The sequence below is a fragment of the Mucilaginibacter paludis DSM 18603 genome (genome assembly GCF_000166195.2).
In the GTDB taxonomy this organism is placed as follows: domain Bacteria; phylum Bacteroidota; class Bacteroidia; order Sphingobacteriales; family Sphingobacteriaceae; genus Mucilaginibacter; species Mucilaginibacter paludis.
Genome location: NZ_CM001403.1, coordinates 6,155,516 through 6,179,079, shown reverse-complemented (window position 1 = coordinate 6,179,079; position 23,564 = coordinate 6,155,516). Strand labels below are relative to the sequence as shown.

The 23,564-nt window shown below is 40.3% G+C and carries 24 protein-coding genes; 10 read left to right on the top strand and 14 right to left on the bottom strand.

Annotated elements, in window-relative coordinates; genetic code table 11:
* The first annotated feature begins 645 nt into the window (after positions 1-645).
* Positions 646-1,632, top strand: coding sequence for a 2-hydroxyacid dehydrogenase (locus tag MUCPA_RS25925; protein ID WP_040626456.1), 987 nt, complete (start codon positions 646-648; stop codon positions 1,630-1,632).
* Between the two features lie 90 nt (positions 1,633-1,722).
* Here MUCPA_RS25925 and MUCPA_RS25920 read toward each other — a convergent pair whose 3' ends face one another.
* The 3 genes from MUCPA_RS25920 to MUCPA_RS25910 form a co-directional block, all read right to left on the bottom strand.
* Positions 1,723-2,157: a putative signal transducing protein gene (locus tag MUCPA_RS25920; protein WP_008510433.1), complete on the bottom strand. Its 435-nt coding sequence runs from the start codon at positions 2,155-2,157 to the stop codon at positions 1,723-1,725.
* Between the two features lie 90 nt (positions 2,158-2,247).
* Positions 2,248-2,970, bottom strand: coding sequence for a head GIN domain-containing protein (locus MUCPA_RS25915; protein WP_008510431.1), 723 nt, complete (start codon positions 2,968-2,970; stop codon positions 2,248-2,250).
* A gap of 129 nt (positions 2,971-3,099) precedes the next feature.
* Positions 3,100-3,708, bottom strand: coding sequence for a GIN domain-containing protein (locus tag MUCPA_RS25910; protein WP_008510430.1), 609 nt, complete (start codon positions 3,706-3,708; stop codon positions 3,100-3,102).
* A 188-nt stretch (positions 3,709-3,896) separates the two neighbouring features.
* Between MUCPA_RS25910 and scpB the strand changes: the two genes are divergently transcribed.
* From scpB to MUCPA_RS25895, 3 genes are all read left to right on the top strand, one after another.
* Positions 3,897-4,457: an SMC-Scp complex subunit ScpB gene (scpB, locus tag MUCPA_RS25905; protein WP_008510429.1), complete on the top strand. Its 561-nt coding sequence runs from the start codon at positions 3,897-3,899 to the stop codon at positions 4,455-4,457.
* Positions 4,458-4,616: 159 nt separating this feature from the next.
* The gene (locus MUCPA_RS25900) at positions 4,617-4,814 is read left to right on the top strand and encodes a hypothetical protein (RefSeq protein WP_008510427.1); all 198 of its coding nucleotides are present in this window, start codon (positions 4,617-4,619) and stop codon (positions 4,812-4,814) included.
* 65 nt (positions 4,815-4,879) lie between these two features.
* A complete protein-coding gene (locus MUCPA_RS25895) occupies positions 4,880-5,998 on the top strand; it encodes a hypothetical protein (RefSeq protein WP_040626450.1) in 1,119 nt (372 codons plus the stop codon).
* Positions 5,999-6,210: 212 nt separating this feature from the next.
* Here the strand turns inward: MUCPA_RS25895 and MUCPA_RS25890 are convergent, their stop codons facing one another.
* From MUCPA_RS25890 to mce, 8 genes are all read right to left on the bottom strand, one after another.
* Positions 6,211-6,552: a helix-turn-helix domain-containing protein gene (locus MUCPA_RS25890; protein WP_008510424.1), complete on the bottom strand. Its 342-nt coding sequence runs from the start codon at positions 6,550-6,552 to the stop codon at positions 6,211-6,213.
* Between the two features lie 97 nt (positions 6,553-6,649).
* The gene (locus MUCPA_RS25885) at positions 6,650-8,017 is read right to left on the bottom strand and encodes a UDP-N-acetylmuramate--L-alanine ligase (RefSeq protein WP_008510423.1); all 1,368 of its coding nucleotides are present in this window, start codon (positions 8,015-8,017) and stop codon (positions 6,650-6,652) included.
* A gap of 124 nt (positions 8,018-8,141) precedes the next feature.
* Positions 8,142-8,978 (bottom strand): 50S ribosomal protein L11 methyltransferase, encoded by an 837-nt coding sequence (prmA, locus tag MUCPA_RS25880; protein WP_008510421.1) that lies wholly within the window; start codon positions 8,976-8,978, stop codon positions 8,142-8,144.
* A gap of 325 nt (positions 8,979-9,303) precedes the next feature.
* Positions 9,304-10,068, bottom strand: coding sequence for a triose-phosphate isomerase (gene tpiA, locus MUCPA_RS25875; RefSeq protein ID WP_008510420.1), 765 nt, complete (start codon positions 10,066-10,068; stop codon positions 9,304-9,306).
* A gap of 1 nt (position 10,069) precedes the next feature.
* Positions 10,070-11,257 carry a putative sugar nucleotidyl transferase gene (locus MUCPA_RS25870; RefSeq protein ID WP_008510418.1) on the bottom strand — a complete coding sequence of 396 codons (1,188 nt, stop codon included), beginning with the start codon at positions 11,255-11,257 and terminating at the stop codon, positions 10,070-10,072.
* 65 nt (positions 11,258-11,322) lie between these two features.
* Positions 11,323-11,568: a type B 50S ribosomal protein L31 gene (locus MUCPA_RS25865; protein ID WP_008510416.1), complete on the bottom strand. Its 246-nt coding sequence runs from the start codon at positions 11,566-11,568 to the stop codon at positions 11,323-11,325.
* 157 nt (positions 11,569-11,725) lie between these two features.
* Entirely contained in the window at positions 11,726-12,274 is a 549-nt protein-coding gene (locus MUCPA_RS25860) for a DUF6252 family protein (RefSeq protein ID WP_008510414.1), read from the bottom strand.
* 207 nt (positions 12,275-12,481) lie between these two features.
* Positions 12,482-12,892, bottom strand: a complete 411-nt coding sequence (mce, locus tag MUCPA_RS25855) for a methylmalonyl-CoA epimerase (protein ID WP_008510412.1) — start codon at positions 12,890-12,892, stop codon at positions 12,482-12,484.
* Positions 12,893-13,007: 115 nt separating this feature from the next.
* On the opposite strand from mce, the gene MUCPA_RS25850 reads away from it, so the two are divergent.
* The 3 genes from MUCPA_RS25850 to MUCPA_RS25840 all read left to right on the top strand — a co-directional run bounded on the left by MUCPA_RS25850 (position 13,008) and on the right by MUCPA_RS25840 (position 15,262).
* Positions 13,008-14,219 (top strand): IscS subfamily cysteine desulfurase, encoded by a 1,212-nt coding sequence (locus MUCPA_RS25850; protein ID WP_008510410.1) that lies wholly within the window; start codon positions 13,008-13,010, stop codon positions 14,217-14,219.
* A gap of 124 nt (positions 14,220-14,343) precedes the next feature.
* The gene (gene iscU, locus MUCPA_RS25845) at positions 14,344-14,757 is read left to right on the top strand and encodes a Fe-S cluster assembly scaffold IscU (RefSeq protein WP_008510408.1); all 414 of its coding nucleotides are present in this window, start codon (positions 14,344-14,346) and stop codon (positions 14,755-14,757) included.
* 178 nt (positions 14,758-14,935) lie between these two features.
* The gene (locus MUCPA_RS25840; protein ID WP_008510407.1) at positions 14,936-15,262 is read left to right on the top strand and encodes a HesB/IscA family protein; all 327 of its coding nucleotides are present in this window, start codon (positions 14,936-14,938) and stop codon (positions 15,260-15,262) included.
* Between the two features lie 141 nt (positions 15,263-15,403).
* On the opposite strand, the gene MUCPA_RS25835 is transcribed toward MUCPA_RS25840, so the two are convergent.
* The 3 genes from MUCPA_RS25835 to MUCPA_RS25825 are packed head-to-tail and all read right to left on the bottom strand — an operon-like array spanning position 15,404 to position 20,984.
* Positions 15,404-16,933 (bottom strand): dihydrolipoamide acetyltransferase family protein, encoded by a 1,530-nt coding sequence (locus MUCPA_RS25835; RefSeq protein ID WP_008510405.1) that lies wholly within the window; start codon positions 16,931-16,933, stop codon positions 15,404-15,406.
* A 48-nt stretch (positions 16,934-16,981) separates the two neighbouring features.
* Positions 16,982-18,226, bottom strand: coding sequence for a competence/damage-inducible protein A (locus tag MUCPA_RS25830; RefSeq protein ID WP_008510404.1), 1,245 nt, complete (start codon positions 18,224-18,226; stop codon positions 16,982-16,984).
* 1 nt (position 18,227) lies between these two features.
* Positions 18,228-20,984, bottom strand: coding sequence for a putative LPS assembly protein LptD (locus MUCPA_RS25825; protein ID WP_008510402.1), 2,757 nt, complete (start codon positions 20,982-20,984; stop codon positions 18,228-18,230).
* Between the two features lie 91 nt (positions 20,985-21,075).
* Between MUCPA_RS25825 and MUCPA_RS25820 the strand changes: the two genes are divergently transcribed.
* The 3 genes from MUCPA_RS25820 (at position 21,076) to MUCPA_RS25810 (ending at position 23,437) form a co-directional block, all read left to right on the top strand.
* The gene (locus tag MUCPA_RS25820) at positions 21,076-21,885 is read left to right on the top strand and encodes an N-acetylmuramoyl-L-alanine amidase family protein (protein ID WP_157543986.1); all 810 of its coding nucleotides are present in this window, start codon (positions 21,076-21,078) and stop codon (positions 21,883-21,885) included.
* 26 nt (positions 21,886-21,911) lie between these two features.
* A complete protein-coding gene (locus MUCPA_RS25815) occupies positions 21,912-22,862 on the top strand; it encodes an MlaD family protein (protein ID WP_008510398.1) in 951 nt (316 codons plus the stop codon).
* A 158-nt stretch (positions 22,863-23,020) separates the two neighbouring features.
* The gene (locus tag MUCPA_RS25810; RefSeq protein WP_008510396.1) at positions 23,021-23,437 is read left to right on the top strand and encodes a helix-hairpin-helix domain-containing protein; all 417 of its coding nucleotides are present in this window, start codon (positions 23,021-23,023) and stop codon (positions 23,435-23,437) included.
* The last annotated feature ends 127 nt before the right edge of the window (positions 23,438-23,564 follow it).

Sequence of the window (23,564 nt, the reverse complement as noted above, 5' to 3'; positions counted from 1 at the left end):
GGTTGGAATTTAGTACAAAGCAATTGCAAGGAGGCATGTTTGTCCTGCATAGTTCGCGATTGCTTCTTTCCTCAATGACACTTTTACATTGGCTATCAATAACTTAACAAGACGTCATTATAAGAAACGGACTCAGCCAACCGAAAAAAAACAGGAATGACGTTTGAAACCTGTAAGCTATTTTGCGCAGAAAGAAATGTGCGAAGGCCAGACTGCACGCCGGGCCGGGTGTTGGCCTGTGGGCGGAAGGATCGGGCAGTCTTGACTTTTTGGTTCTTTTGTGTCAAGACAAAAGAACAAAGCCCTTCCCGCGGCGACTGAGCGGGCCGATGTAGTAAATTAAGAATACTGATTATTAGAGCAAAAACAGACGCATTGATAATCAATAACTTAAGAAGATATCTTTATAATATACAGGGAGAACCTTCAAATCCGCTCTGCCTATGTAGAGATTGCTTCGTACCTCGCAATGACGATTATATATTAATAATCAGCACTTTAAAAAGAACTCATTGTACAGTCACACCAAATTTCAGTTTACAAAGCATCAAAATTTCATCCTTTAGTGCACCTCTCATTAATTAGTTATATTTGGCAAGCCACCACCCGTCACTAATAACAAATTCTGCCATACCGCAAGCCACCATGAAAATAGCCATATTCAGCACCTATCAATACGACGAACAATTTTTTAATCGTTTTAATACCGGCCATACCTTAACTTATTTTGTATTGCCGCTTAACGAACAAACGGCATCGTTAACCAAAGGCTTTGATGCGGTTTGCATTTTTGTAAATGATATTGTTAATACAGCCGTGCTGAATGCTTTGCATGCCAATGGCATCAAACTCATTGTGCTGCGCTGCGCGGGATTTAACAACGTTGATGTTAAAGCAGCCGATGATCTGAACATTCCTGTATTACGGGTACCCAGCTATTCGCCCGAGGCTATTGCTGAACATGCCATGGCGCTTATTTTAACCCTTAACCGCAAAACCCATAAGGCTTACAACCGGGTAAGGGAAGGCAATTTTTCGCTGGAGAAATTAATGGGGTTCAATTTGCATAACCGGAAGGTAGCCGTTATTGGCACAGGTAATATTGGTAAAGCCTTTTGTAAAATATTAAAAGGATTTGGTTGCCGCATCAACGCCTACGATCTTTATCCTAACCAGGAACTGATCTCGCTCGGGGTAACTTATGATACCCTCGAAGCCACCTTACAAGACGCGGATATCATATCGTTACATTGCCCGCTTCTTGATAGCACCAGGCACCTTATTAATGAGCAAACCTTAAAACTATTTAAACGTGGCGCCATGCTGATCAATACCAGCCGTGGAGCCTTGATTAATACCGCCGATGTGATTAAAGCATTAAAAAGCGGCCAGCTGGGCTATTTAGGCCTGGATGTATATGAACAGGAAAGCAAGCTATTTTTCAGGGATTACTCAGAAGATGTGATTCAGGACGATCTGATCACGCGGCTTATTTCGTTCCCTAACGTGCTGATCACTTCGCACCAGGGCTTTTTTACCGCGGAAGCGATGGAACAGATTGCTACAACTACCTTTGCCAATATCGACGCGTTTGTTGAGGGCAAGGCGCTGGTTAACCGGGCGACTATCTAAACATTAAGTTACACAAATTCAAATACCGGCGCGCCTGCTATCAGGCTTGAAGCTTCACAACCTTAGATTACCGGGTTTTGTCGCGGTATTTTAATCAAAATCTTCACTGCAATTAAAGCAATGCCATGCTTTACGGGTAGAAAAAGGATAAACCGAGAGCACTAAAGATACCAGGATGCTTAACCATCCGAAACGATTTTTGGTTGCAGCCCCATAGCGCACATTGGTTGAGCCGCAGTACGGGCAAATCACAATTCCCTGGGTTTCGTCGTCAATTTCAACGTGTTCATCCGCGGGGATGGTTTGGTCCTGGGCTAAAATAGCCCGGCATTTTTCCAGATCGCGTTCAAATATTTTAAGCTTTATCCCTCCCAGCGCATTGTTATATAAAGGGTTTATGCCAATCATATTTTCATCTGCAATAAAACAGGCTACCCCGTTATCTTCCAGGCGCGAGCGCACAATGTGAGCCAGCATAGGGTCGTAATAGGTTTCAAACGTAATAATCTGGTCGTTGATTTCCATCTGCTCTGCAAAATGATTAAAAAAATGCTTTAACTGGCCTGCTAAATTGCAGATAGTTAAAGCATCATATTTAAGCTTATTTTATAATAACTATTCAACTTTTTTTAACGAAGATGCGCCCGATTTGTTATTGCTGATATTCGCTGGGTTTCCGCGGTATTCTATATCCGATGTTCCGCTGCTGTTGATATTCAATTCGTTCAGCACATTGATCTGGCAATGGCTTGATCCGCTGGTTTCGATATGATATTTAGCTACCACAAAATCAAACGCATTGATATGCCCTGAACCGGATAGCTCTACATTATGGGTACTGGCCTGCCCGGTTAAATTTAACTCGGTTAAGCCGCTCCCGCTTGTGCTTACGTTATTGGCATTCAGATCCAGGGTAATTTTTGATGCTCCCGAAAAATCAAGATCTAAATCTTTAACATTTATTTTTCCGGGTGATGAGATAGCAACCGCCCCCGATGTTTTGATGGCCGACAGGTTGCGCAGGCTAATATTGATTACAAACTTGCCCGTACTGCATATATTGCCACTTGAATGAACCCGTAATTTATCACCGTTTACTTCTGTTTTGATATATTTCATCAGGTTATCATCAGCGGTTATGCTTAGTGATTCTGCGGTATCCTGTTTGATCACTACATCATATCCGCCAGAAATATCCAGTTTCGAAAAATCAGCCATCTTACGCGTTTCGGTAATTTGCTTTCCTGAACCTTTTTTACAAGTAAAGCCATTACAAGCGCTTAGTACAACTATGGCAGATGCGGCTATAACCGCCATAAAAACGTATATTCTATTCATTCTATTTTTCTTTAGTCAGACGTGTTATTATTGAATGAAGTTACACCATTTAGTTATATAAAAAAAATAAAGCCGTCTTGTATAAAAAAGACAGCTTTACTGTTAATATGTGATGGGAGTGCTTGCTCCTTAATTGAACGCCAGTTCATCACTTACCTGCTTTGCAGCAACTGCCGCTATCAGTCGTTTTTGAGTAAACTGTTCAGCTGTAAAATTAGTGGTGTTCACAGTGGCCGAATGGTTGATCACCATATAGCTTTGGGTAGCGTTACCAACAATGTCGGCTTTAGCGCTATCATTCAATATAATATTGGTTTTGTAGCAATCCATGTCAAATTGCGCGCTCGCGTTGTTATTCAGGTTCAGGCTGAACTCGATGCCGGAAAATTTACCGAATGATTTAATTGACGCATTATCGTAAGCCGTTACAGAGCGTAAATCCTCCGCTGTTACCCAAACTACCAGCTTTTCGGCTTTGTATGAAGAAATGCGAAGCACGCCATTTTGTTCCTGCACCAAAGCATTCTGGTTATAATAGGTATCGTATACCTTTACCTTGTCGCTCACGCCGGAAGTAACATAGAGCTCAACGTTACCATGAACTTCAATTTGGTTAATGTGGCTGATGCCCGATAACATGGTGGTGGCATCGTTATTTTTACTTGCTGCAAAAGTTTTGCTGCTTACTGAAAATACTAAGAAGAGTATTGTTGCGATTGATAAAATTGTTGTTTTCATATTTGTAATTTTTTGAAAATCAGATACTTGTTGTTTTTATTTTATTTAATATATCCATAAGACCACTTTAATCAAAAAACGTTACACTTTATTTTAAAAAAATTTATATATTGCTTGTTTTTTCCAAAAATCAGCCTTTAAATGAGCTATCGCTATGATCAAAAAACTTTTTACTTTTATGGCGACAAATGGAAAAACCTGACCTATATATTGAAGCGTTGATTTTCGCCTCAGAAAACAGCATCCGGCTGGAAGAAATAGTTTATTGCCTGCAATTAAGTTTTGAGCAAGATTTTTCGGAAAACGAAGTAAAAGGGGCCATACAAAATATCCGTCAAAAGTATCAGCAGCCCGATTTTGCTATCGAACTGGTGAACATCAATAACGGCTACCAATTTTTAACCAAAAAGGATTACCACATTATTATTAAGCAACTGCAGCTACAGCGCTCTAAAAAGAAGCTGAGCCAGGCCGCTTTAGAAACCCTGGCTATTATTGCTTACCAGCAGCCGGTAACCAAACTGGATATAGAACAAATTCGTGGAGTAAACTGCGACTACTCCATTCAAAAATTGCTTGAAAAGGAATTAATCACCATTGCAGGCAAGGCCGAAAGCATTGGCCGCCCTATTATTTATGCAACAAGTGAGTTTTTTATGGATTACTTTGGTATTAACCACATCAATGAATTACCTCAATTAAAAGAACTTGCGCCAGACAACTCCAGCGTTGGCGATCAATCAGAATAATTTTCATTCGTTTTTTTCATTAAAATCATTTTCGTTATTTTTGAAGTAAGCAATGTCGAAAATCATTGATTAAAAAAAATCAAAAAAAAACTTTACTTATTCTATTTCTTAGTAAATTTAAATTAAGATAACACAATTACAACGCTAATCTATTTTTCAATGGAAACCCCTAAGAAACCGGCAAAAAAGACAAGTGCAAGTACTGGACCAGCCAAAAAAGGAACCGACAAAGCGGCATCAGCTAAACCTAAAAATAAATTTATCGATGATGACGACGATGATGAATTTGATGAGCCTATTGACGACCTGGGTTCTTATGATCGCTTTGATGGATTGGAAGAAGAAGAAGATTTTTAAAAAATTTACAACATATTAAAATATAAGCATTCGGCTTAAGCCGAATGCTTTTTTATTTTTAAAGGATGATGATTACCGAAGTTAAAACCAAAGCTGATAGAAAAGCTTTTTTAGACGTTGCGCGCCTGATATACCAAAACGATAAAGTTTGGATATGCCCGCTGGACATTGATATAGAAGCGGTATTTAACCCGGCTAAAAACAATTTTCACAGCCATGGAAAATGTACCCGCTGGGTATTGCGAAATAGCGATAACCGGCTTATTGGCCGCATTGCAGCCTTTATTAACGATGAAAAAGCTTATAATTATGAGCAGCCCACGGGTGGATGCGGTTTTTTTGAGTGCATTGATGATAAGGCGGCCGCTTTTAAATTATTTGACACCGCCAGGGAATGGCTACAACAAAATGGCATGAAGGCTATGGACGGGCCTATCAATTTTGGCGAAAACGACAAATTCTGGGGCCTGCTGGTTGAAGGCTTCACTGTGCCATCGTACGGTATGAATTATAACCCACTTTACTACAAGGCTTTTTTTGACGAATACGGTTTTAAAACCGAATACCAGCAGATCACCAATCACCTTGAGGTTTATAAACCTTTCCCGGAGCGATTCACAAAAATTGCCGAATGGGTATCCAAAAAGCCAGGGTACGAATTTAAGCACCTGGAGGCTGATAAAATTGATCAGTACGCCAGCGATTTTATGGAAATTTATAATGACGCCTGGAAAAGCTTTGAAAACTTTGTGCCAATTAATAAAGCAACCATTATGGAAAGCTTTAAACAAATGAAGGCTATTATGGACGAGAGCCTCATCTGGTTTGCCTATGTTAATGGCGAACCTGCATCATTTACCCTTATTTTGCCGGATGCCAACCAGATGATCAAATCGTTAAACGGCAAGCTCGACCTGATAGGTAAGCTGAAGTTTTTGTATAACAAATGGAGAGGCGTATCGCGAATGAGGGCTATTGTGATGGGTACGAAAGAAAAATATCAAAAACATGGCCTGGAATCGGCAATGTTTATCAAGTTAAAAGAATATGTTTATCCGTTAAACCAGTATTTTGAACTGGAACTATCGTGGGTTGGCGATTTTAACGACAAAATGCTGGCTATCCATGAAGCCACAGGCGCAACTTTTGGTAAAAGACACCTCACCATGAGGTGCATTTTTTAATATAAAAAAGAGGCTGTCTCAAAAGTAAATTGCAAAAAAGCAAAACAGAATTTTATTTTGAGATGCGTTTGATAAACAATAATTCAAAGCAAAAGGGCTGATTTTCGATGCGAAAATCAGCCCTTTTGCTTTATTAAAAACTGCCACATAGAATTTTATTTGGCAGTTCGACTGACAAAATTACTTTTGAGACAGCCTCTTTAATTTTTTTATCAGGCTGTTACTTTATTTAAGCGAAGTTCTTCGTAAAGTTCAATAACCTTTTTTTGCAGGTCAATAACTTCAGTATCCCTATCGCTTAGCCTTTTGCTTACGCTATCCAGTTCGTTACTGTATTTTTGCTCTTGTTCGGCGTCGTTAAAGGTTAATAGTTGAACAACTGTCATATCGAACAATATCGAGATTTGTTCAAGTCTCGATAAATTGATATCTGTAATGCCAGTTTCTATTTTAGAAAAAGCGGGGATAGAGATGTCCAAACGTTTGGCAACATCTTCCTGGCTCCAACCCCTTTGGTGACGCAATAATCTGATTTTTTTTCCCAGAGTTTTCATGTGATAGTCAATTATAGATAAGGTTATTAATAATTAAAAAGTTAAGGTTCTTTATAATATATAAAGTTACGATAATTTTTTAATTAAAATTTCAAAATTATTCAATTTTTAACAATATTTTTTCAGTTAATTCAGCCAAATTGAGCCCTCCAAAATTCCCGGAACTCATTAAAAGCACGTTTGTGTTGCGCAGGCTTATGTTTTCAAGGTACTTCGCCAATAATTGGGGTTGATTAAAGATGATGAGGTCGTTTTTAGCAAATGCGGCTTTCAATATCTCGATTGAATATGGCTCAATATTTTTTTGCTTAAACGTTTTTTCGTCAATAAAAACCACAGCTTCGTCGGCCGGATCCATCGTACCTGCGTATTCGCTTAAAAAATTTTTATTAAGACTGCTAAAGGTATGCAATTCCATCACGGCAATAAGCTTTCTATCAGGAAACTGCGTTTTTACTGCGTTAATGGTAGCCGTTAACTTTGATGGCGAGTGTGCAAAATCCTTGTAAATATTACCTGTACCGGTTTGCGCTAACAGCTCCAAACGGCGCGCAGCACCTTGAAAAGTGGTTATGTATTGATAAAAGGTTTCAGCATTAATACCCAATTCATGGCATATTAGGCGTGCTGCCTCTGTATTAAGCAAGTTATGTTCGCCAAAAACCTTCAGTGCATACTTCTGCTCGTCATAAATAATATATGTAACACCATCAATGATCTCGTATGCGGGCAAGTGATAAGGAATCTTTTTTATGTCCGATGAGCTCTGGCTTACCACATCATTTAAAACATGATCAGTTTCGCTATAAATTACTGCACCACCCGGTTGTATAGTATCTAAAAACAAACTAAACTGCCTGGTATAATCCTCAAAGGTAGGGAACACGTTAATATGGTCCCAGGCTATGCCGCTCAATACGGCAATGTTAGCTTGATATAAGTGAAATTTGGGTCGCCTGTCAATCGGTGATGCAAGGTATTCATCCCCCTCTATTACCATGATCGGCGCATCGTTGGTTAGTTTCACCATCGTGTCAAATCCTGCTAATTGTGCACCCACCAGGTAATCAAAATCCTTTCCGGCACACTGCAGTACATGCAAAATCATCGAAGTGATAGTTGTTTTACCATGGCTGCCACCAATAACAACCCGTAGCTTATCCTTTGACTGCTGGTAAATATACTCGGGATACGAATATATCTTAAGTCCTAACTCTTGCGCTTTAAGTAGTTCGGGATTATCAATGCGAGCATGCATACCCAAAATCACTGCATCAATATCGGCGGTTATCTTTTCGGGATACCACCCTTGTTCTGCCGGCAGAATGCCGTACTTCCCTAACCTTGATACCGACGGTTCAAACAATACATCATCCGACCCGGTTATTTCAAATCCCTTTTTGTGTAAAGCAATAGCGAGATTGTGCATAGCACTACCGCCGATAGCTATAAAATGTACCCTCATTTAAATTTATTAGCTGTAAAGCAAAACTGTGCAAATAAACAAAAATAGGTTTACAAGCGGTAATAATTACGGCATAATAAGAGCATCTAATTTGGAATGTTAGCATTTTGGCACTTGTTAACAATTAATTACTGAATTTGACTGCAACCCAGTTTTTATCCATCTTATGCGATGCATAAGTTAATCTATATTTTCCGGCTTCATTGATTATGATCTCCATATCCGGACTTTCATAAAACCCACTGAAGTATATTTCGCCGCCTGGCTTAAGGGCCTTCGAATAATGCTCCATCTGATCTATCAAGATATTGCGGTTGATGTTGGCCAGTATTACGTCAAAAACTTCGTCAGGGATGGCTTCTTTAGAGCCGCATAGCGGCGTGATATTATTAATTCCGTTGAGCGCCGAGTTCTCTATCGTGCTATCGTAGCAAATCTCGTCGTAATCAATAGCGGTTACAGCTCTCGATCCCATTTTTGAGGCCAGTATAGCCAATATACCGGTACCACAGCCCATATCCAACACCTTCTTATTTTTCAGATCCACCTCCAGCATAAAATCCATCATCATAGAAGTGGTTTGGTGGTGCCCTGTACCGAATGCCATTTTGGGGTCTATTACTATCTGATAAGCAAAATCGGGCTTGGGCTCGTGGAAAGTTGCTCTTACATAGATCTGATCTTTAATCTGAATAGGTTCAAAATTACTTTCCCATACTTCGTTCCAGTTTTTTTGCGGAATAAGCGTCACCTCGTAACTAAAGGTAAACATATCCTGATAGGGTTGCAAAACCGAATCTAAAGCTTTTTTATCAAAATTATCAGCAGGAATATAGGCTTTAAAACCAAAGTCAACCTCTTCAAAAGTGTCAAAACCAAATTCAGCCAACTCGTTCATCAGTAAATCTTGCTGGTAATCGTCGGTGATGATGGTAGTGAAAAGGAGTTCGAAGTAATTCATTGATTGAGTATTGAGATGTGCTTAGTGAGTATTAAGATATGGGTATTGCGTGTTGAGTATTGAGATAGGCGTAGTGCGTATTGAGATTTTAGGTGCAAAAACTTTTCGCGCTTTCAGATCAAAAAGCGTATTGAGATAGGCTTAATGCCCATTGAGATTTCAGTTGCAAGAGCCTAAGCTTTTTCCAACTTTGCAGATCAATCTATGTCATTGAGGTATGAGTATTGAATATCGAGATTGTAATAACCGGAGTTTTTCGAACTTCCGAATCAAATATCGCATTACGCAATACGCACATCTCAATACTCAATACTCAAATTTATCTTCAATTAAAAACCTTCAATATATCCACAAAATCTCTCGATTTTAAAGATGCACCACCAATCAGGCCACCATCAATATCGCCCTTGGCAAATAATTCCGCAGCATTTTTGGGATTGCAGCTTCCGCCGTAAAGGATAGTGATGTCATCGGCAACCTGCTGACTGTATTTTTGGGCAATTTCAGCACGGATAAAGGCATGTATCTCCTGTGCTTGCTCGGCACTGGCAGTTACCCCTGTACCAATGGCCCAAACTGGCTCGTAAGCAATCACAAGCTTAGCGAACGCGGTTTCATCCAAATGAAAAACACCTTCAAGCAATTGCGATTTGATAACCTCAAAATGCTTTTCTGTCTCGCGCTCCTGCAACGTTTCGCCGATGCAAAAAATGGGGGTTAATTGATTCTTTAAAACAGCATCCGTTTTTTTGGCTAACAGATCATTAGTTTCGCCAAAATACTGGCGACGTTCAGAGTGGCCGATTATAACGTATTCTGCCCCTACCGACTTAATCATCCTGGAAGATATTTCGCCGGTGTAGGCACCAGCTTCGGCCTGATGTGCATTTTGAGCACCTACTGATACCTTGTTGTAATCTTTGCCCAATTGCACCAAACTGTGCAAATGTATAAAAGGGCTGCAAACTACCGCTTGCTGGCTTCCGGTTACTTCGTCTTTTATCATATTGATAACCTCCGAAAACAGGGTTAATCCTTCGGTATAATCCAGATTCATTTTCCAGTTACCGGCTACTATTTTCTTTCTCATTTTAAAATACTCTATATGGTTTAGTTAATTCAAATACTTTTTCAAGAATGGTCCTTTCAATCTCATTAAAATCGCGGTTTTCTCTACGTTCAAATACACGTTCATTGGTTTCAAAAGCTTTTTTTAGTGAGTATACTTCAATATGGTGGGCGCCGCCCCAGCTAAAGTCAGGAATAAAATTATGCGGATAACCGGCACCAAAAATATTAGCGCTAACACCAACGACAGTACCGGTATTAAACATAGTATTGATACCACATTTAGAATGATCGGCCATGATAAGGCCACAGAACTGCAAACCGGTTTTACGGAAATGCTGGGTAGCATAATCCCACAGCTTCACTTCGCTGTAATTATTTTTGAGATTTGAATTGTTGGAATCGGCACCGATATTGCACCACTCGCCTAATACCGAGTTGCCCAAATACCCCTCGTGCCCCTTGGCAGAGTATCCCCAAAGCACAGCGTTGTTTACCTCGCCCCCTACCCTGCAATAAGGGCCTATGGTTGTGCCTCCGTAAATTTTGGTGCCCATTTTTACCTGCGAATGATTACACAGCGCAAACGATCCCCTGATGTGGCTGCCCTCCCAAACTGAGCTATCGTTAGCTAAATAGATAGGGCCGCTCTTGGAATTAAAACTGGAACACTCAGCTTCGGCACCCTCCTCGGCAAAAAAATCATCGCCAATAAAAACATTGGTTGAACTTAGCCTGGCACTGGTACGGCCTTTAGTGATCAGTTTAAAATCTTTACTAATTTCAACCGCGTTGTTTTTAAAAATATCTTCGGGGTATTTTATCCGTATAAAGTCACCGGTGTAGTTTACCGGTTTATAAGCACCGGTGTTCAAAGGATCAAATTCCTTACCATCGCTTTCGTTAAGCTTTACAGCGATGAGCAAGTCATCTTTTACCAAGGCTGAGCTGCCATCTAATTTATAAATAGCTTCAATTAATTCATCATCCGGGCAAACCGAACCATTAATAAATAAATTACTGTTCTCTAATTTTAGCGGGAACTTGGCCTGTAAATAATCCCGGGTATAAAATGAATAGCCCTGTTTTAAATGAGTAGCCCATTTTTGAGCTATTGTAACTATGCCGATGCGTAAATCGGCTACTGGGCGGGTGTACGTTAAGGGGAATAGGGTTTGATATGCGTTATCGTCAAACAGGATGATTGCCATTGGACAAAAATAAAAAAAGTCCCGACTGGAAAGCCGGGACTTTGAAATATTTATTTTTTGATTGGTTATCTTTTGTAACGGGTTTTAAATTTATCGATACGACCTGCAGTGTCAATCAGTTTCATCTTACCTGTAAAGAAAGGGTGAGATGTGTGTGAAATTTCTAATTTAACTAAAGGGTATTCGTTACCGTCTTCCCATTTAATGGATTCTTTGGTATCGATGCATGATTTGGTTAAGAAAGCATAGTCGTTAGACAAATCTTTAAAAACTACAAATCTATAGCTGGATGGGTGCAAATCTTTTTTCATCTTGTTATGTATTCCTTTTCAAAAGAGGCGCAAATATAGCTTTATAAATCAAAAAGTAAAAATTTAAATTAAATAATATAATAATTCTCGGACACTAAGACAGCATTTTCGACAAAATTTTTGACCGAAGTAAAAATTGCCATCTTAATAACTGTATCTATTGCTTTTGAAACGTAAACGCAAAACTGTTAAACTGCCCGCTGGTGATGTTATTAGCTGTGATAGACGTTACATTGCCGTTACTATCATAATTTAACTTGGTGGTAACAAAAGCGAATGTCCCGGTCATTACCTTACTTTTTGCGTCAAATGAACTAATGGTAATGTTACCCGACTTTATGGTACCAGTTGCAACAAAAACATTGCTGCTGTTTAACTTATAATACATCGGTTTAACATTAGCGGTATCCGATACATAATAAGTTTTGGAGGTAAATGTACTATCAAGTGATGAAGCCGGTTGTTTAATATTCCACACAATCTTATCAGTAGTATCAATACCGGTACAAGTTAAAGTTTTGGTTTGGGCCTTTGAGTCATAAGTTAAAACAGCGGTAACTGATCTTGGAGTCCATAAAGAATCATTTACATAGACCTGGAAAGTAGGTGTGGTAGTAGTACTGGAATCATCTGAACTTGATTTTTTGCAAGCCTCAATCAAAATAACTGATAGTAAAGAGAGAACGATTAGTGAAAGTTTTTTCATCCGGTTTGATGTTATATGCTAAAATTATGGGTAAAGGTAGTTTTACCAAATGAATTTTTCATGAAAACAGACTGAATAAATGACGTAGCGGTTGGTATTTAACACTTTTTAACAATACAAAAGGCCTATCTACGCCTGATACACGCGCCAAAAAAAATTTGCATTGCGATTATATGCTTTAACCCGGCAGTAGTAAATTACCTTTTTTTATACACCAGGTATTTCCTGACAAAGCTCTATCAATACCCCTTTGGCATCTTTGGGATGTACAAAACAAACCAGTTTATTATCTGCCCCTGCCTTAGGTGCATCGCTTAAAAGTGTAAAACCGTCTGCCTTTAAACGCTCCATCTCTGATACAATGTCGTCAACTTCAAATGCGATATGATGCAGGCCCTCTCCCTTTTTTTCAATAAATTTGGCAATGACGCTATCGGCCGAAGTAGCCTGCAGCAACTCGATTTTATTGGGGCCAACCTGCAAAAAAGCGGTGTTAACATACTCATTATTAACTAACTCTGTTTTATATACATCGGTATTTAAAAGCCGTTGATAGATGCCTCCAGCCTCGGTTATATCGCGTACGGCTATGCCGATATGTTCTATTTTATTCATCATCCAAATATTGCAAATTAATGACTGCCATACATTATTTTGACGATTTAATTGAAAGATTTTAAATAAATGTTTGCTTATATTTGCATCTGTTAACTATACTTAATCTAATTAAGCAATGAACCTTCCAATATATTTAGATAATAATGCCACTACCCCGATGGATCCAAGGGTTTTAGATGCGATGTTGCCCTACTTTACAACTAAGTTTGGTAATGCAGCAAGCCGGAACCATCCATTTGGCTGGGTAGCCGAAGAAGGCGTTGATTATGCCCGCGAACAGGTTGCCAAATTAATTGGCGCATCCGAAAAAGAAATTATATTTACATCAGGTGCTACAGAATCAGACAACTTGGGTATCAAGGGTGTGTTTGAAATGTACAAAGATAAAGGTAACCATGTTATTACCTGTACTACAGAACATAAAGCTGTTTTAGATACCTGCAAACATATTGAAAAATTAGGCGCAAGGGTAACTTACCTTCCGGTACAAGCTGATGGCTTACTCGACCTGAATTTGCTTGAACAAAGCATGACCAGCGAAACCATATTGGTTTGTATTATGTATGGCAATAACGAGATTGGCGTAATACAGCCGATTAAAGAGATAGCTGCTATAGCTCACAAACACGGAGCGCTGTTTATGACTGATGCTACCCAGGCAGTTGGTAAGATACCCGTTGATGTAAATAAAGACGGTATTGATATTTTGGCTATGTCGGCACATAAAATGTACGGCCCTAAGGGCGTTGGTGCATTATATGTACGCCGTAAGGGACCAAGGGTTAAAGTTACCGCCCAGATGGACGGAGGCGGCCATGAGCGCGGCATGCGTTCTGGAACATTAAACGTAGCCGGTATTGTTGGCTTGGGTAAAGCCTGCGAAATTTGCGCTTTGGATATGGAAGCCGATACCAAACGCTTATCTGCTTTGCGCGATAAACTGGAAAAATCATTAACCGAGTTGGAAGAAAGCTATGTAAACGGCAATGTTGAGCACCGTTTACCACATGTAGCCAATATATCGTTTAAATACGTTGAAGGCGAAGGGTTGATGATGGCCATGAAAGATCTGGCCGTATCATCAGGTTCGGCTTGTACTTCAGCGTCGCTTGAACCATCTTATGTTTTGAAAAACTTAGGTTTATCTGATGATTTGGCTCACTCGTCTATCCGTTTCGGTTTAGGGCGTTTTACCACCGAAGAAGAAGTTGACTACGCCATAGAAGTTACCAAAAAAGCAGTTACCCACTTGCGCGAATTATCGCCACTTTGGGAAATGTTTAAAGAAGGTATAGACCTTGACTCGATTGAGTGGGCAGAACATTAATTAAATGTGCAAATGAGTTAATATGCTATGTGCAGATTGACTTAATACATAAAATTTATTCAGGTCCGATTTTTGAGGCTTATTAACATAAAAACACACTAACAAAATAAATAAACATACAGCCATGGCTTATTCAGATAAAGTAATTGATCATTATACGCACCCACGCAACGTAGGTACTTTAGATAAAAGTAAAAACAGCGTAGGCACAGGCCTTGTTGGCGCACCAGAATGCGGCGATGTTATGCGCCTTCAGATTGAAGTTAACGAAGATAACGTAATCACAGATGCCAAATTTAAAACGTTTGGTTGCGGATCTGCAATTGCATCATCGTCATTAGCTACAGAGTGGTTAAAAGGTAAAAGCATCGACGATGCCATGAAAATTGACAATATGGATATTGTTGAGGAGTTAGCATTACCTCCGGTAAAAATACACTGCTCTGTTTTAGCAGAAGATGCCATTAAGGCAGCTATTAACGATTACCGTATTAAAAACGGAATGGAAGCATTAGTGAGCGAAAAATCGCATCATTAATTTGTATTTGAGATGTGCATATTGCGTAAAAGATATTGCTACGTAGTATTAACATCTTTTTTTATCAACCATAGTTTAGACTTAAACTAATTAAAACAGAATTAGTCTAACATAATACAATCGCGATTTAGGCGGGGCTGTGAAACGCTATACTAATATCGCAATACGCATTACTACAATGGTAACTATAACAGATAAAGCAAAAAGCAAAATTGATCACCTGATGCAAGACGCGGGAATGGATACTTCCTATTTTTTACGCGTATCGGTTCAGGGTGGTGGTTGTTCCGGCTTATCATACAATCTTGATTTCGATAACGAAGAAAAGAAGGGCGATCAGTTTTTTGAAGATAAAGGCATCAGGATGGCGCTTGATATGAAATCGTTTTTATACCTGGCCGGTACCGAATTGGATTTTAGCGATGGATTAAATGGTAAGGGATTTAACTTCCATAATCCCAATGCAACACGTACATGTGGTTGCGGCGAGAGTTTCTCGGTTTAAAGCGGATTATATAATTAGCAAAAAGGCTCATGATTATCCATCATGAGCCTTTTTTATTTTATGAAGTATCGTCTGGTATATTGGTCTACACATATCTGTCCATCAACAGTTGAGTGTGTAGTTATACCTATTACACTACACTCAAAAACTCCTGTTTATATCCCACGCTTCCAGGTAATCCGCCACACGGCGAACAAATGATCCTCCTAAAGCTCCATCTACCACGCGATGATCATAAGAGAGCGACAAGAACATCATGTGCCTTATAGCTATTACATCGCCTTCGGGCGTTTCAATAACCGCTGGCTTCTTTTTAATGGCGCCTACCGCCAGTATAGCAACTTGTGGCTGGTTGATAATAGGCGTACCCATCACATTGCCGAAAGAGCCTACGTTAGTAATGGTGAACGTGCCATCCTTAACTTCGCCAGGTTGTAATTTATTAAGGCGCGCCCTGCTGGATAAATCGTTAACGGCTTTACTCAAGCCAATCAAATTCAATTCATCGGCTTTACGTATCACCGGAACTATCAGGTTTCCGCTTGGCAAAGCCGTGGCCATACCTATGTTAATATCTTTCTTTTTGATGATCTGTGTACCGTTAACTGATACATTGATCAAGGGCATATCTTTAATAGCCCTTGCAACCGCCTCTATAAATATGGGGGTAAAAGTAATTTTAGTTCCTTCGCGCTGTTCAAAAGCATCCTTGATATTTTCGCGCCATGCAACAAGATTAGTTACATCCGCCTCAACAAATGACGTAACGTGCGGAGAGGTATGTACGCTCATTACCATGTGGTCCGCAATTAAGCGACGCATGCGGTCCATTTCAATAATCTCGTCGCCCCCGCTAAGCGACTGCGAAGGTGCCATTGCTGGTGCATCAGGTTTTGGAGCAACGGGAGCTGCCTTAACCGGTGCTGGCTGGGGTTCTTTAACCTCTGGCTTAACGGGAGCCTCTACAGGTTCTTGCACAGTTGCTCCAGCCGGCTCTGCAACAGGTACTTCTTCAGCAATAGCAGGGGCAGGGGGCATATTGTTCCGGTTGTTGATATAATTTAAAAGATCGTCTTTAGTTAAACGCCCATCAGCACCACTGCCGGGGATAGCGTCAAGTTCAGCGGCACTTACCTTTTCTTGCGTAGCTATGTTTCTAACCAATGGCGAATAAAACCTGTTACCTGATGTTTGCGCAACCGGTGTGCCCGCTGGGAGCTGATCAATACCCGGTAACGACAGCGTTTCCGGAAACGAGGCATCTTCCTTAACAACGGCACTGTATGCCACAACTGGGTTTGGTTGCTCTGCAGCACTACCGCCTACCTCGTTACTTTTGTGGGCATCGTTTTCCTTTTTTGCGTCAGTTTCGGCTAAAGCAATAATTTCTTCGGCTGGCGCAGTGCCATTTTGTATGTAATTGGCAGGCTCTTCTGTTTCAATAACAGCAATGACAGAGCCAACCTGAACAACCTCCTCCTCTTTACAAAGTTGTTCGATCAATTTGCCCGAAACTGGTGATGGCACTTCGGAGTCAACCTTATCAGTAGCTATCTCCATTACCGTATCGTCCATCTCAACGCGGTCGCCTATAGCTTTGTTCCATTTAATAATGGTTGCTTCGGCAACACTCTCTCCCATTTTCGGCAAAAGCAGTTTATATAGAGCCATAATAACGTCAGAATTTTTTTTGTGCGTATAACAAATAACAAGTCGAAATTACGAATTTTCCCTGAGTAAATTGATCAACATACCCATAGCTGTAATTGCCGTTCGCTCAATGTTTTGTATCCGTTTATTACCAAAAATAAATTTCCTCGCTACCGTTTTACCTTGCTTGGCCACTGCAATCCAAACGGTACCTACGGGTTTATCCTGCGTTCCGCCATCGGGCCCGGCTATCCCGGTAACGGCAATAGCATAGCTCGATTTAAAGTTGAGCAAAGCGCCTTCAACCATTTCAATAACGGTTTGTTCGCTCACGGCGCCATTAGCCCAAAGCGTTTCATTTTTTACGCCAAGCATACTTTCTTTCAGCTCATACGCGTATGAAATAGCACCGCCCAAAAACACTTTGGACGAACCCGGATGCTGGGTAAACAAATGCGAAATGTAACCGCCCGTACAACTTTCCGCAACTGATAAAGTCAGATCAGCAACTTCCATCTCGTCTAATATGGCCTTTTCGATAGGCACATCCTTATCGGTTACCACATTTTTGCCAACCCGGTTAATAATTTGGCTGGCGTATGTATCAACTTGGTTTTGCAAATCGTTTTCATTTTCGCCGTAGGCGCTAAGCCGTAACCTTACAGAGCCTAACTTAGGCAAATATGCCAGTTTGATATGGGCGGGCAAAGCATCTTCTATATCTGCTATTTTTTCTGCTAAAAACGATTCGCCTTCGCCTACAGTTAAAATGGTTTTATGCAATATAACCGGTAAATTAAAGGTCTCCTTCAATTTAGGTATAACAGCCTCTTCCATCATGTACATCATCTCGTGCGGTACTCCGGGCATAGAAACATAAATTTTTCCATCGTGGTTAAACCACATGCCTGGCGCCGTGCCGTTTTGATTCAATATAATTTCACAATTTGCCGGCACTTCGGCCTGTTTGATATTCACATCGAGCAGGGGGCGGTTGTACTTGGCAAAAATACGGGCTACATTTTGCAGGGCTTCTTCATTCTGCACCATCCCTACATTAAAATAACCAGCAAGTGTGGTTTTGGTAATATCGTCTTTGGTAGGGCCCAAACCACCTGTTATTAATATGATATCAGCGCGGTTCTTCGCCTCCCTTAGCGCGTCGATGATGTGCTGGCTGTTATCAGAAACCGAGCTGATCTGTTTAACACGGATGCCAACCGCATTGAGTTGCTGGGCTATCCAGGCCGAATTGGTATCAACAATCTGCCCTATCAGTATCTCGTCGCCAATGGTAATAATTTCTGCAAGCATCTTAATTATTATTATAGTAATCTTTCCTCTTACTCAATTTCAGGTCCTGTAATATCGAGGCTTTAACTTTTAAATCTACACTGTAAAATTTATAATATCCAAAGGGTATCCACTGGAACGACATATCCCAGCAATGCAGATCACGATAAATAGACAATGAGGTTGTACTTACCTTACCTTGCCTAACGTCGAAGCCCGATGTATACTGTAATTTCCACTTAGAGGTAACATTAATATCCCCGTTAAAGTTTAACGTGTTGGATACTGTGGTAGATACGCCCGAGTTAGTATAATAAAAACTATAGCTCAAATTAATGTTCCAGGGTACGTTAAAATCAACAAATGCATTTGGATTACTGTTAATCAGCGCGAGGCGGTCGGCCTGGTTGGGTGTCATGGAGGCCAGGGTATTGGCGTTTTGCTGTTGGCCCGCGTTACTGGGGTGCTTTAACGATGCCGAGTTAAGGCTGATATCCATAGAAAGATTAAACTGCGTTAAGGCCGGAAACTTACCGTCTTGCCAGGTATAGCGGTTAATCATGTGTGCATACCGCACAATTTGTCCGTTGGAAATGGAATCACGAACCTGGTTTACATAGGGGTTTAAAGTACCTCCAAAATTGATTCCCAGTTTTTGGTTAAATAAAGAAGTACGACCCGAAAACCCCAGGGTAGATAGTTTCATGGAATCTGCTATCAGGTTATAAGAACCTGAGAAAGATAACCCTTGCAGGATAGGGATTTTTTTATCGAGTCCGGATGTATCCGAGCTTTTAGCAGCCATTTTAGCTTCGATTGTATTATCAACGCTAAAATTAATGGACGCCGATTTGCCCCCACTCGGTCCGCCGTAAACGCTTTGCTCAAAAATGGAGTACGTTTGGTAGGTATAAGGATAGGGAATGGTGGCGTTACTTACAATAGTGTTGTAGTAACCGTACTTGGGTTCAGAAAAATCTGGCCGGTATGAAAAGCTCACATTAGGCGTTATTACCTGGCGTATGGCTTTTAACCGCCCTTTTTTAAACAGCACAGTACTGTATAGCTTAGTTGAAAAACCGCTGGAGATTTGATAATCACCAGCCCGCCTGAAACCTTGAACGGTATCAACTACGATAGAATCTGCGCCGGAAATGCTTCCGCGTGCGTAATGCTTACGGATAGTTTGAAAATAATCGCGCTCGTTATAGTTAATACTGGAGCTAAACTGAAAGTATTTTAGGATATTTAAGCTTAGGCTTACCGGAATTTGCTGACTGAAACCATTTTGAAACCGCTTTGAGAGGGTGTTCGACTTAAATAGTTCCGATTCGGGGAGATCAGATACCTTATTGGTTCCCTGTAAACTGTAACCCACTGTTATCCGCTGATACCATTTTTGTTCGCCCACGCGGTCTTTAGAATCAAAGGGGCTTAACGTAGCCATGTTTAAACTGAAACTGGGCAGTTCAAGCGTAAGTGTTTTTTTTGTGATATCCTGCCGGTGCGATATATTGGCGGTGAAGTTAAAAGGCGAACCAGCCCAGGTTTTGCCATAAGCTATACTGGAACTTAATGTATTTTGCGTTAAAGCCTGGATATTATAATTGGTTTGCGCAGGCGAATTTTGATAAAAGCTTGACGTACCAGCATTTACAGAAGCGCTAAAGGTTGTTCCGGGATGAGCGGCGGGATCCTGGCTATGCGACCACTGAATATTAAAATCCTTTTGAGCGGGATCTGTTTCCAGCCCATATTTATGCGAGCCATAGCTTAGGGTAAGTGTTCCCTGGTATTTGTATTTTTTTAAATACCTCGCCGTTGACGACAGATCGTAAGATCCTTTGGTATAATAACTACCGGTAGTAGTTAAATCTACATAATCACTTATACCTAAATAATAGCCAAAGCCTTTTAAATAAAAACCCAGTTGTGTGTCCTCACCAAACGTAGGTAAAATTACACCAGACGAACGCTGATCGGGTTTAGGAAAAAAACCAAATGGGATAAACAAGGGCAGCGGTACACCTTCAATTTCTAAATAGGCGGGGCCTGATATAATTCTGTGCTTTTCGGCAATCCCTTTGGTAATTACGATGCCAAAGTGCGTAGCGGGGTAAGGCAAATCACAGGTACTAAAAAGTACATTTTTATAAGCAACTTCCTGATCGTTCAGCCTTTTAGCAGTACCGCCGGAAATAAAGTTCCCATCCTGCTCAGACGCCGCGTTAAAAATTTTTCCCTTTTTGGTTACATAGTTAAACGTTAGCGAATCGGCAACCAGAGGCTTATCATCCTTTTGTTTGAAAATTGGCCTGTTGGCATATTTCTTTGTCCGCGGATCGGGTAAGCCGCTGGCATATATCAGGTGATTTTTTTGGTCAACGCGTATATAGTCTGCATCGAGTTCAACATCATCATAAGTTACGCGGGCATTTCCCCATAAATACAACACTTTGTTTACATTATCTGCACGCGAGGAATCCTTAGAAGTATATTTAATTTCAGTTTGGAAACCTTCCTTACCTTTTTTGGAAGTATCGGGCAAGGTTTTCATGCCTTTTTTCGAGGTATCGGAGGCTGATCGTTTACCTTTGATGTTAATTGTATCCTTTAAAATTACCGGCTTTTTTTTGAGGAGTTTTTTATCTTTAACAGAATCAAGATGAATAATAGTATCGGCCACGTTGGAATAGCTTACTTTTACATCGTGAGGCGAGGAGTATACCCGGAAGATGAAAATCACCAATAAAAGAAAAAAGAGACTTATAAATTTCAAAATTGATTATGAATAGTATTTTTGCAGATATTGATTACTTGCGGCTTCAAAAATAATGAAAAATAGGGCATTGAGAAGATACATTTATTGTTTGTCACCATTACTTTTTTTATTCCACTCTGGTTCGGGCCAAATTGCCAATCCTGTTAAAAAAGACAGCACTGTAAGTTCTGGCTTTAAATTACGTACGGTAGTTGTTGATGCCGGCCATGGCGGCCATACCGGCGCCGCAGGAGCATATTCTACTGAAGAAGGTGTAACGCTTGCGTTGGCATTTAAATTGCAGAAAGCCATCGAAAAAAATCTGCCGGATATTAAGGTTGTGATGACGCGGACCACAACCGCCAACGTACCCTGGCAAACAAGATCAGATATTGCGAACAATAACAAGGGAGATTTGTTCATATCGTTACACTGCAATTCATTAGCCGACAGAATTGTAGTTAGCCATGGCAGAAGAATCCGCGTACCCGACAAGTCTGGCCGTGGTGTGCTTGTACTGGTTTATGGTTTTCACCGCGATAAGGAAGAGGCAGCTGCCCTGCGTGAAAACTTATTTGAAGAAAAGGACGGGCAGGGTTCAAATTCGGGCTTTGACCCGAACGACCCGACAGCGATGATATTGCTGAATGCTTTTAAAGCTAAGTATCGTAAAAACAGCATTCGTTTTGCAAATTTGGTAAATAACGAATTTGTTGATACCGATGGCCGCCACAGCGATGGTGTGAAAGAACAAGGTATATTGGTGTTATGCCACAGCGCTATGCCGGCGGTGTTAATTGAAACTGGCTTTATCAATAACCCAATTGACGAGGATTACTTAAACTCGGAAGATGGACAGAATGAAATTGTGGCATCGATAGTGAGAGCACTTACAGAATATAAAAAAGAAGTAGAATAATAATTAAAACTTAAACACATAATCCCTTGAAAATATCAAACGAAACCAAAATAGGCGCATTAACGGTAATATCATTAGCCATATTGATACTTGGGTACAGCTTTTTAAAAGGCAATGATGTTTTTACAACCGAAAATAAGTTTTATGCTCTTTACAATGATGTATCTGGCTTAGCTGTATCAAAACCTGTGTTGGTAAATGGTTTCCCTATAGGTCGCGTATCCAAGATGGAGCTAAAACCGGATGGCCGTACGCAGGTTGAATTTAAAATTCAGCAAAAATACGATATCCCCAAAAACACACTGGCCAAATTGGAAGGCACCGATTTGCTGGGCAGCAAAGCCATTATATTTGAATTAGGCGATAGCAAAGAGATGGCCGAAAACAAAGATACCTTGAGAGCATTTGTAAAAGGCGGACTGGCCGAAAGCCTGCAACCTGTACAAAAAAAGGCCGAATTGATTATCGGCAAAATGGATTCTATCCTGACATCGGTAAACGCCATCATGAATCCCAGGTTTCAAAAAAACGTTGACAGGAGCTTTAACAGCATTGCTAACACCTTACAATCTTTAGAAGGTACTACCCAAAAAGTTGATGCCCTGGTTGGTAAACAAAGTGTACGCATCAACAATATTTTAGCCAATGTGGAATCCATATCGGCAAACCTGAAGAGCAGCAACGTTTATTTAACCGGCACCTTAGCTAATTTCAACAAAATTAGTGATGATGTGGCTAAAAGCAATATCAAGCAGACTTTAGACAATGCCAATAAGGCTGTTGCCGATTTGCAGAACACAATTGCTAAAATAAACAACGGGCAGGGATCATTGGGCTTGCTGCTTAACGATGATAAAATGTATAATAACCTGAGAGATGCATCGGCCAACTTGAACAACCTGTTTATTGATATTAAGGCACACCCAAAAAGCTACGTAAGCTTCTCGGTATTTGGCGGCGGTAAAAAGAAAGATTAAAGTTAATCCAGTTTAGGGTTCATCAATCACGTTCCATTTCTTGGCTGTTTGATCATGTTACCACATGGCTTCATTAATTACAATTTAAAGTCGCTATGACGTAGCCTCGGGTTAACAATCTTGATTAATATTTTCGGCAACAAATCAAATATGGAATAATGAAAACTCCTAAACTTGATCTTGAAGACAGTGAAAAATACCTGCTTAAAAAAGCAGGTATAACACTCCCCGAGATTACCAGCTACGCTCCGGATGAACTTTGTATAATACTAAAAACAACAGAACAACGCGCAAGGGAAATCAATGCCCTGGTTAATTTTCAAAATATCCCATCAATTGGGCCCAAATTTGCCCGCGACCTGATAGCTTTGGGTTATTACTCCCTCAATCAGCTTAAAGATAAAAATGGAGCCGAGCTGTTTGATGCACACCAACAATTTATAGGTACCAAAACCGATCCCTGTGTTGAAGATCAATTCCGGTTAGTGGTTTACTATGCCAATAATCCGGGTAGCAACAAACAGTGGTGGGATTTTACAAGCGAAAGAAAGGCTTACAGAGGCGGAAGTTCTTAGTTATTGGTTAGTTATTAGATAATGGCGAATTAAATTATCAGTAAAAATCAATAATTCGCAACAGATATAAAACAAACAGCACATTATCAGGTAATTAATTATCAAAATCCAGCTTTTAAATCAACAA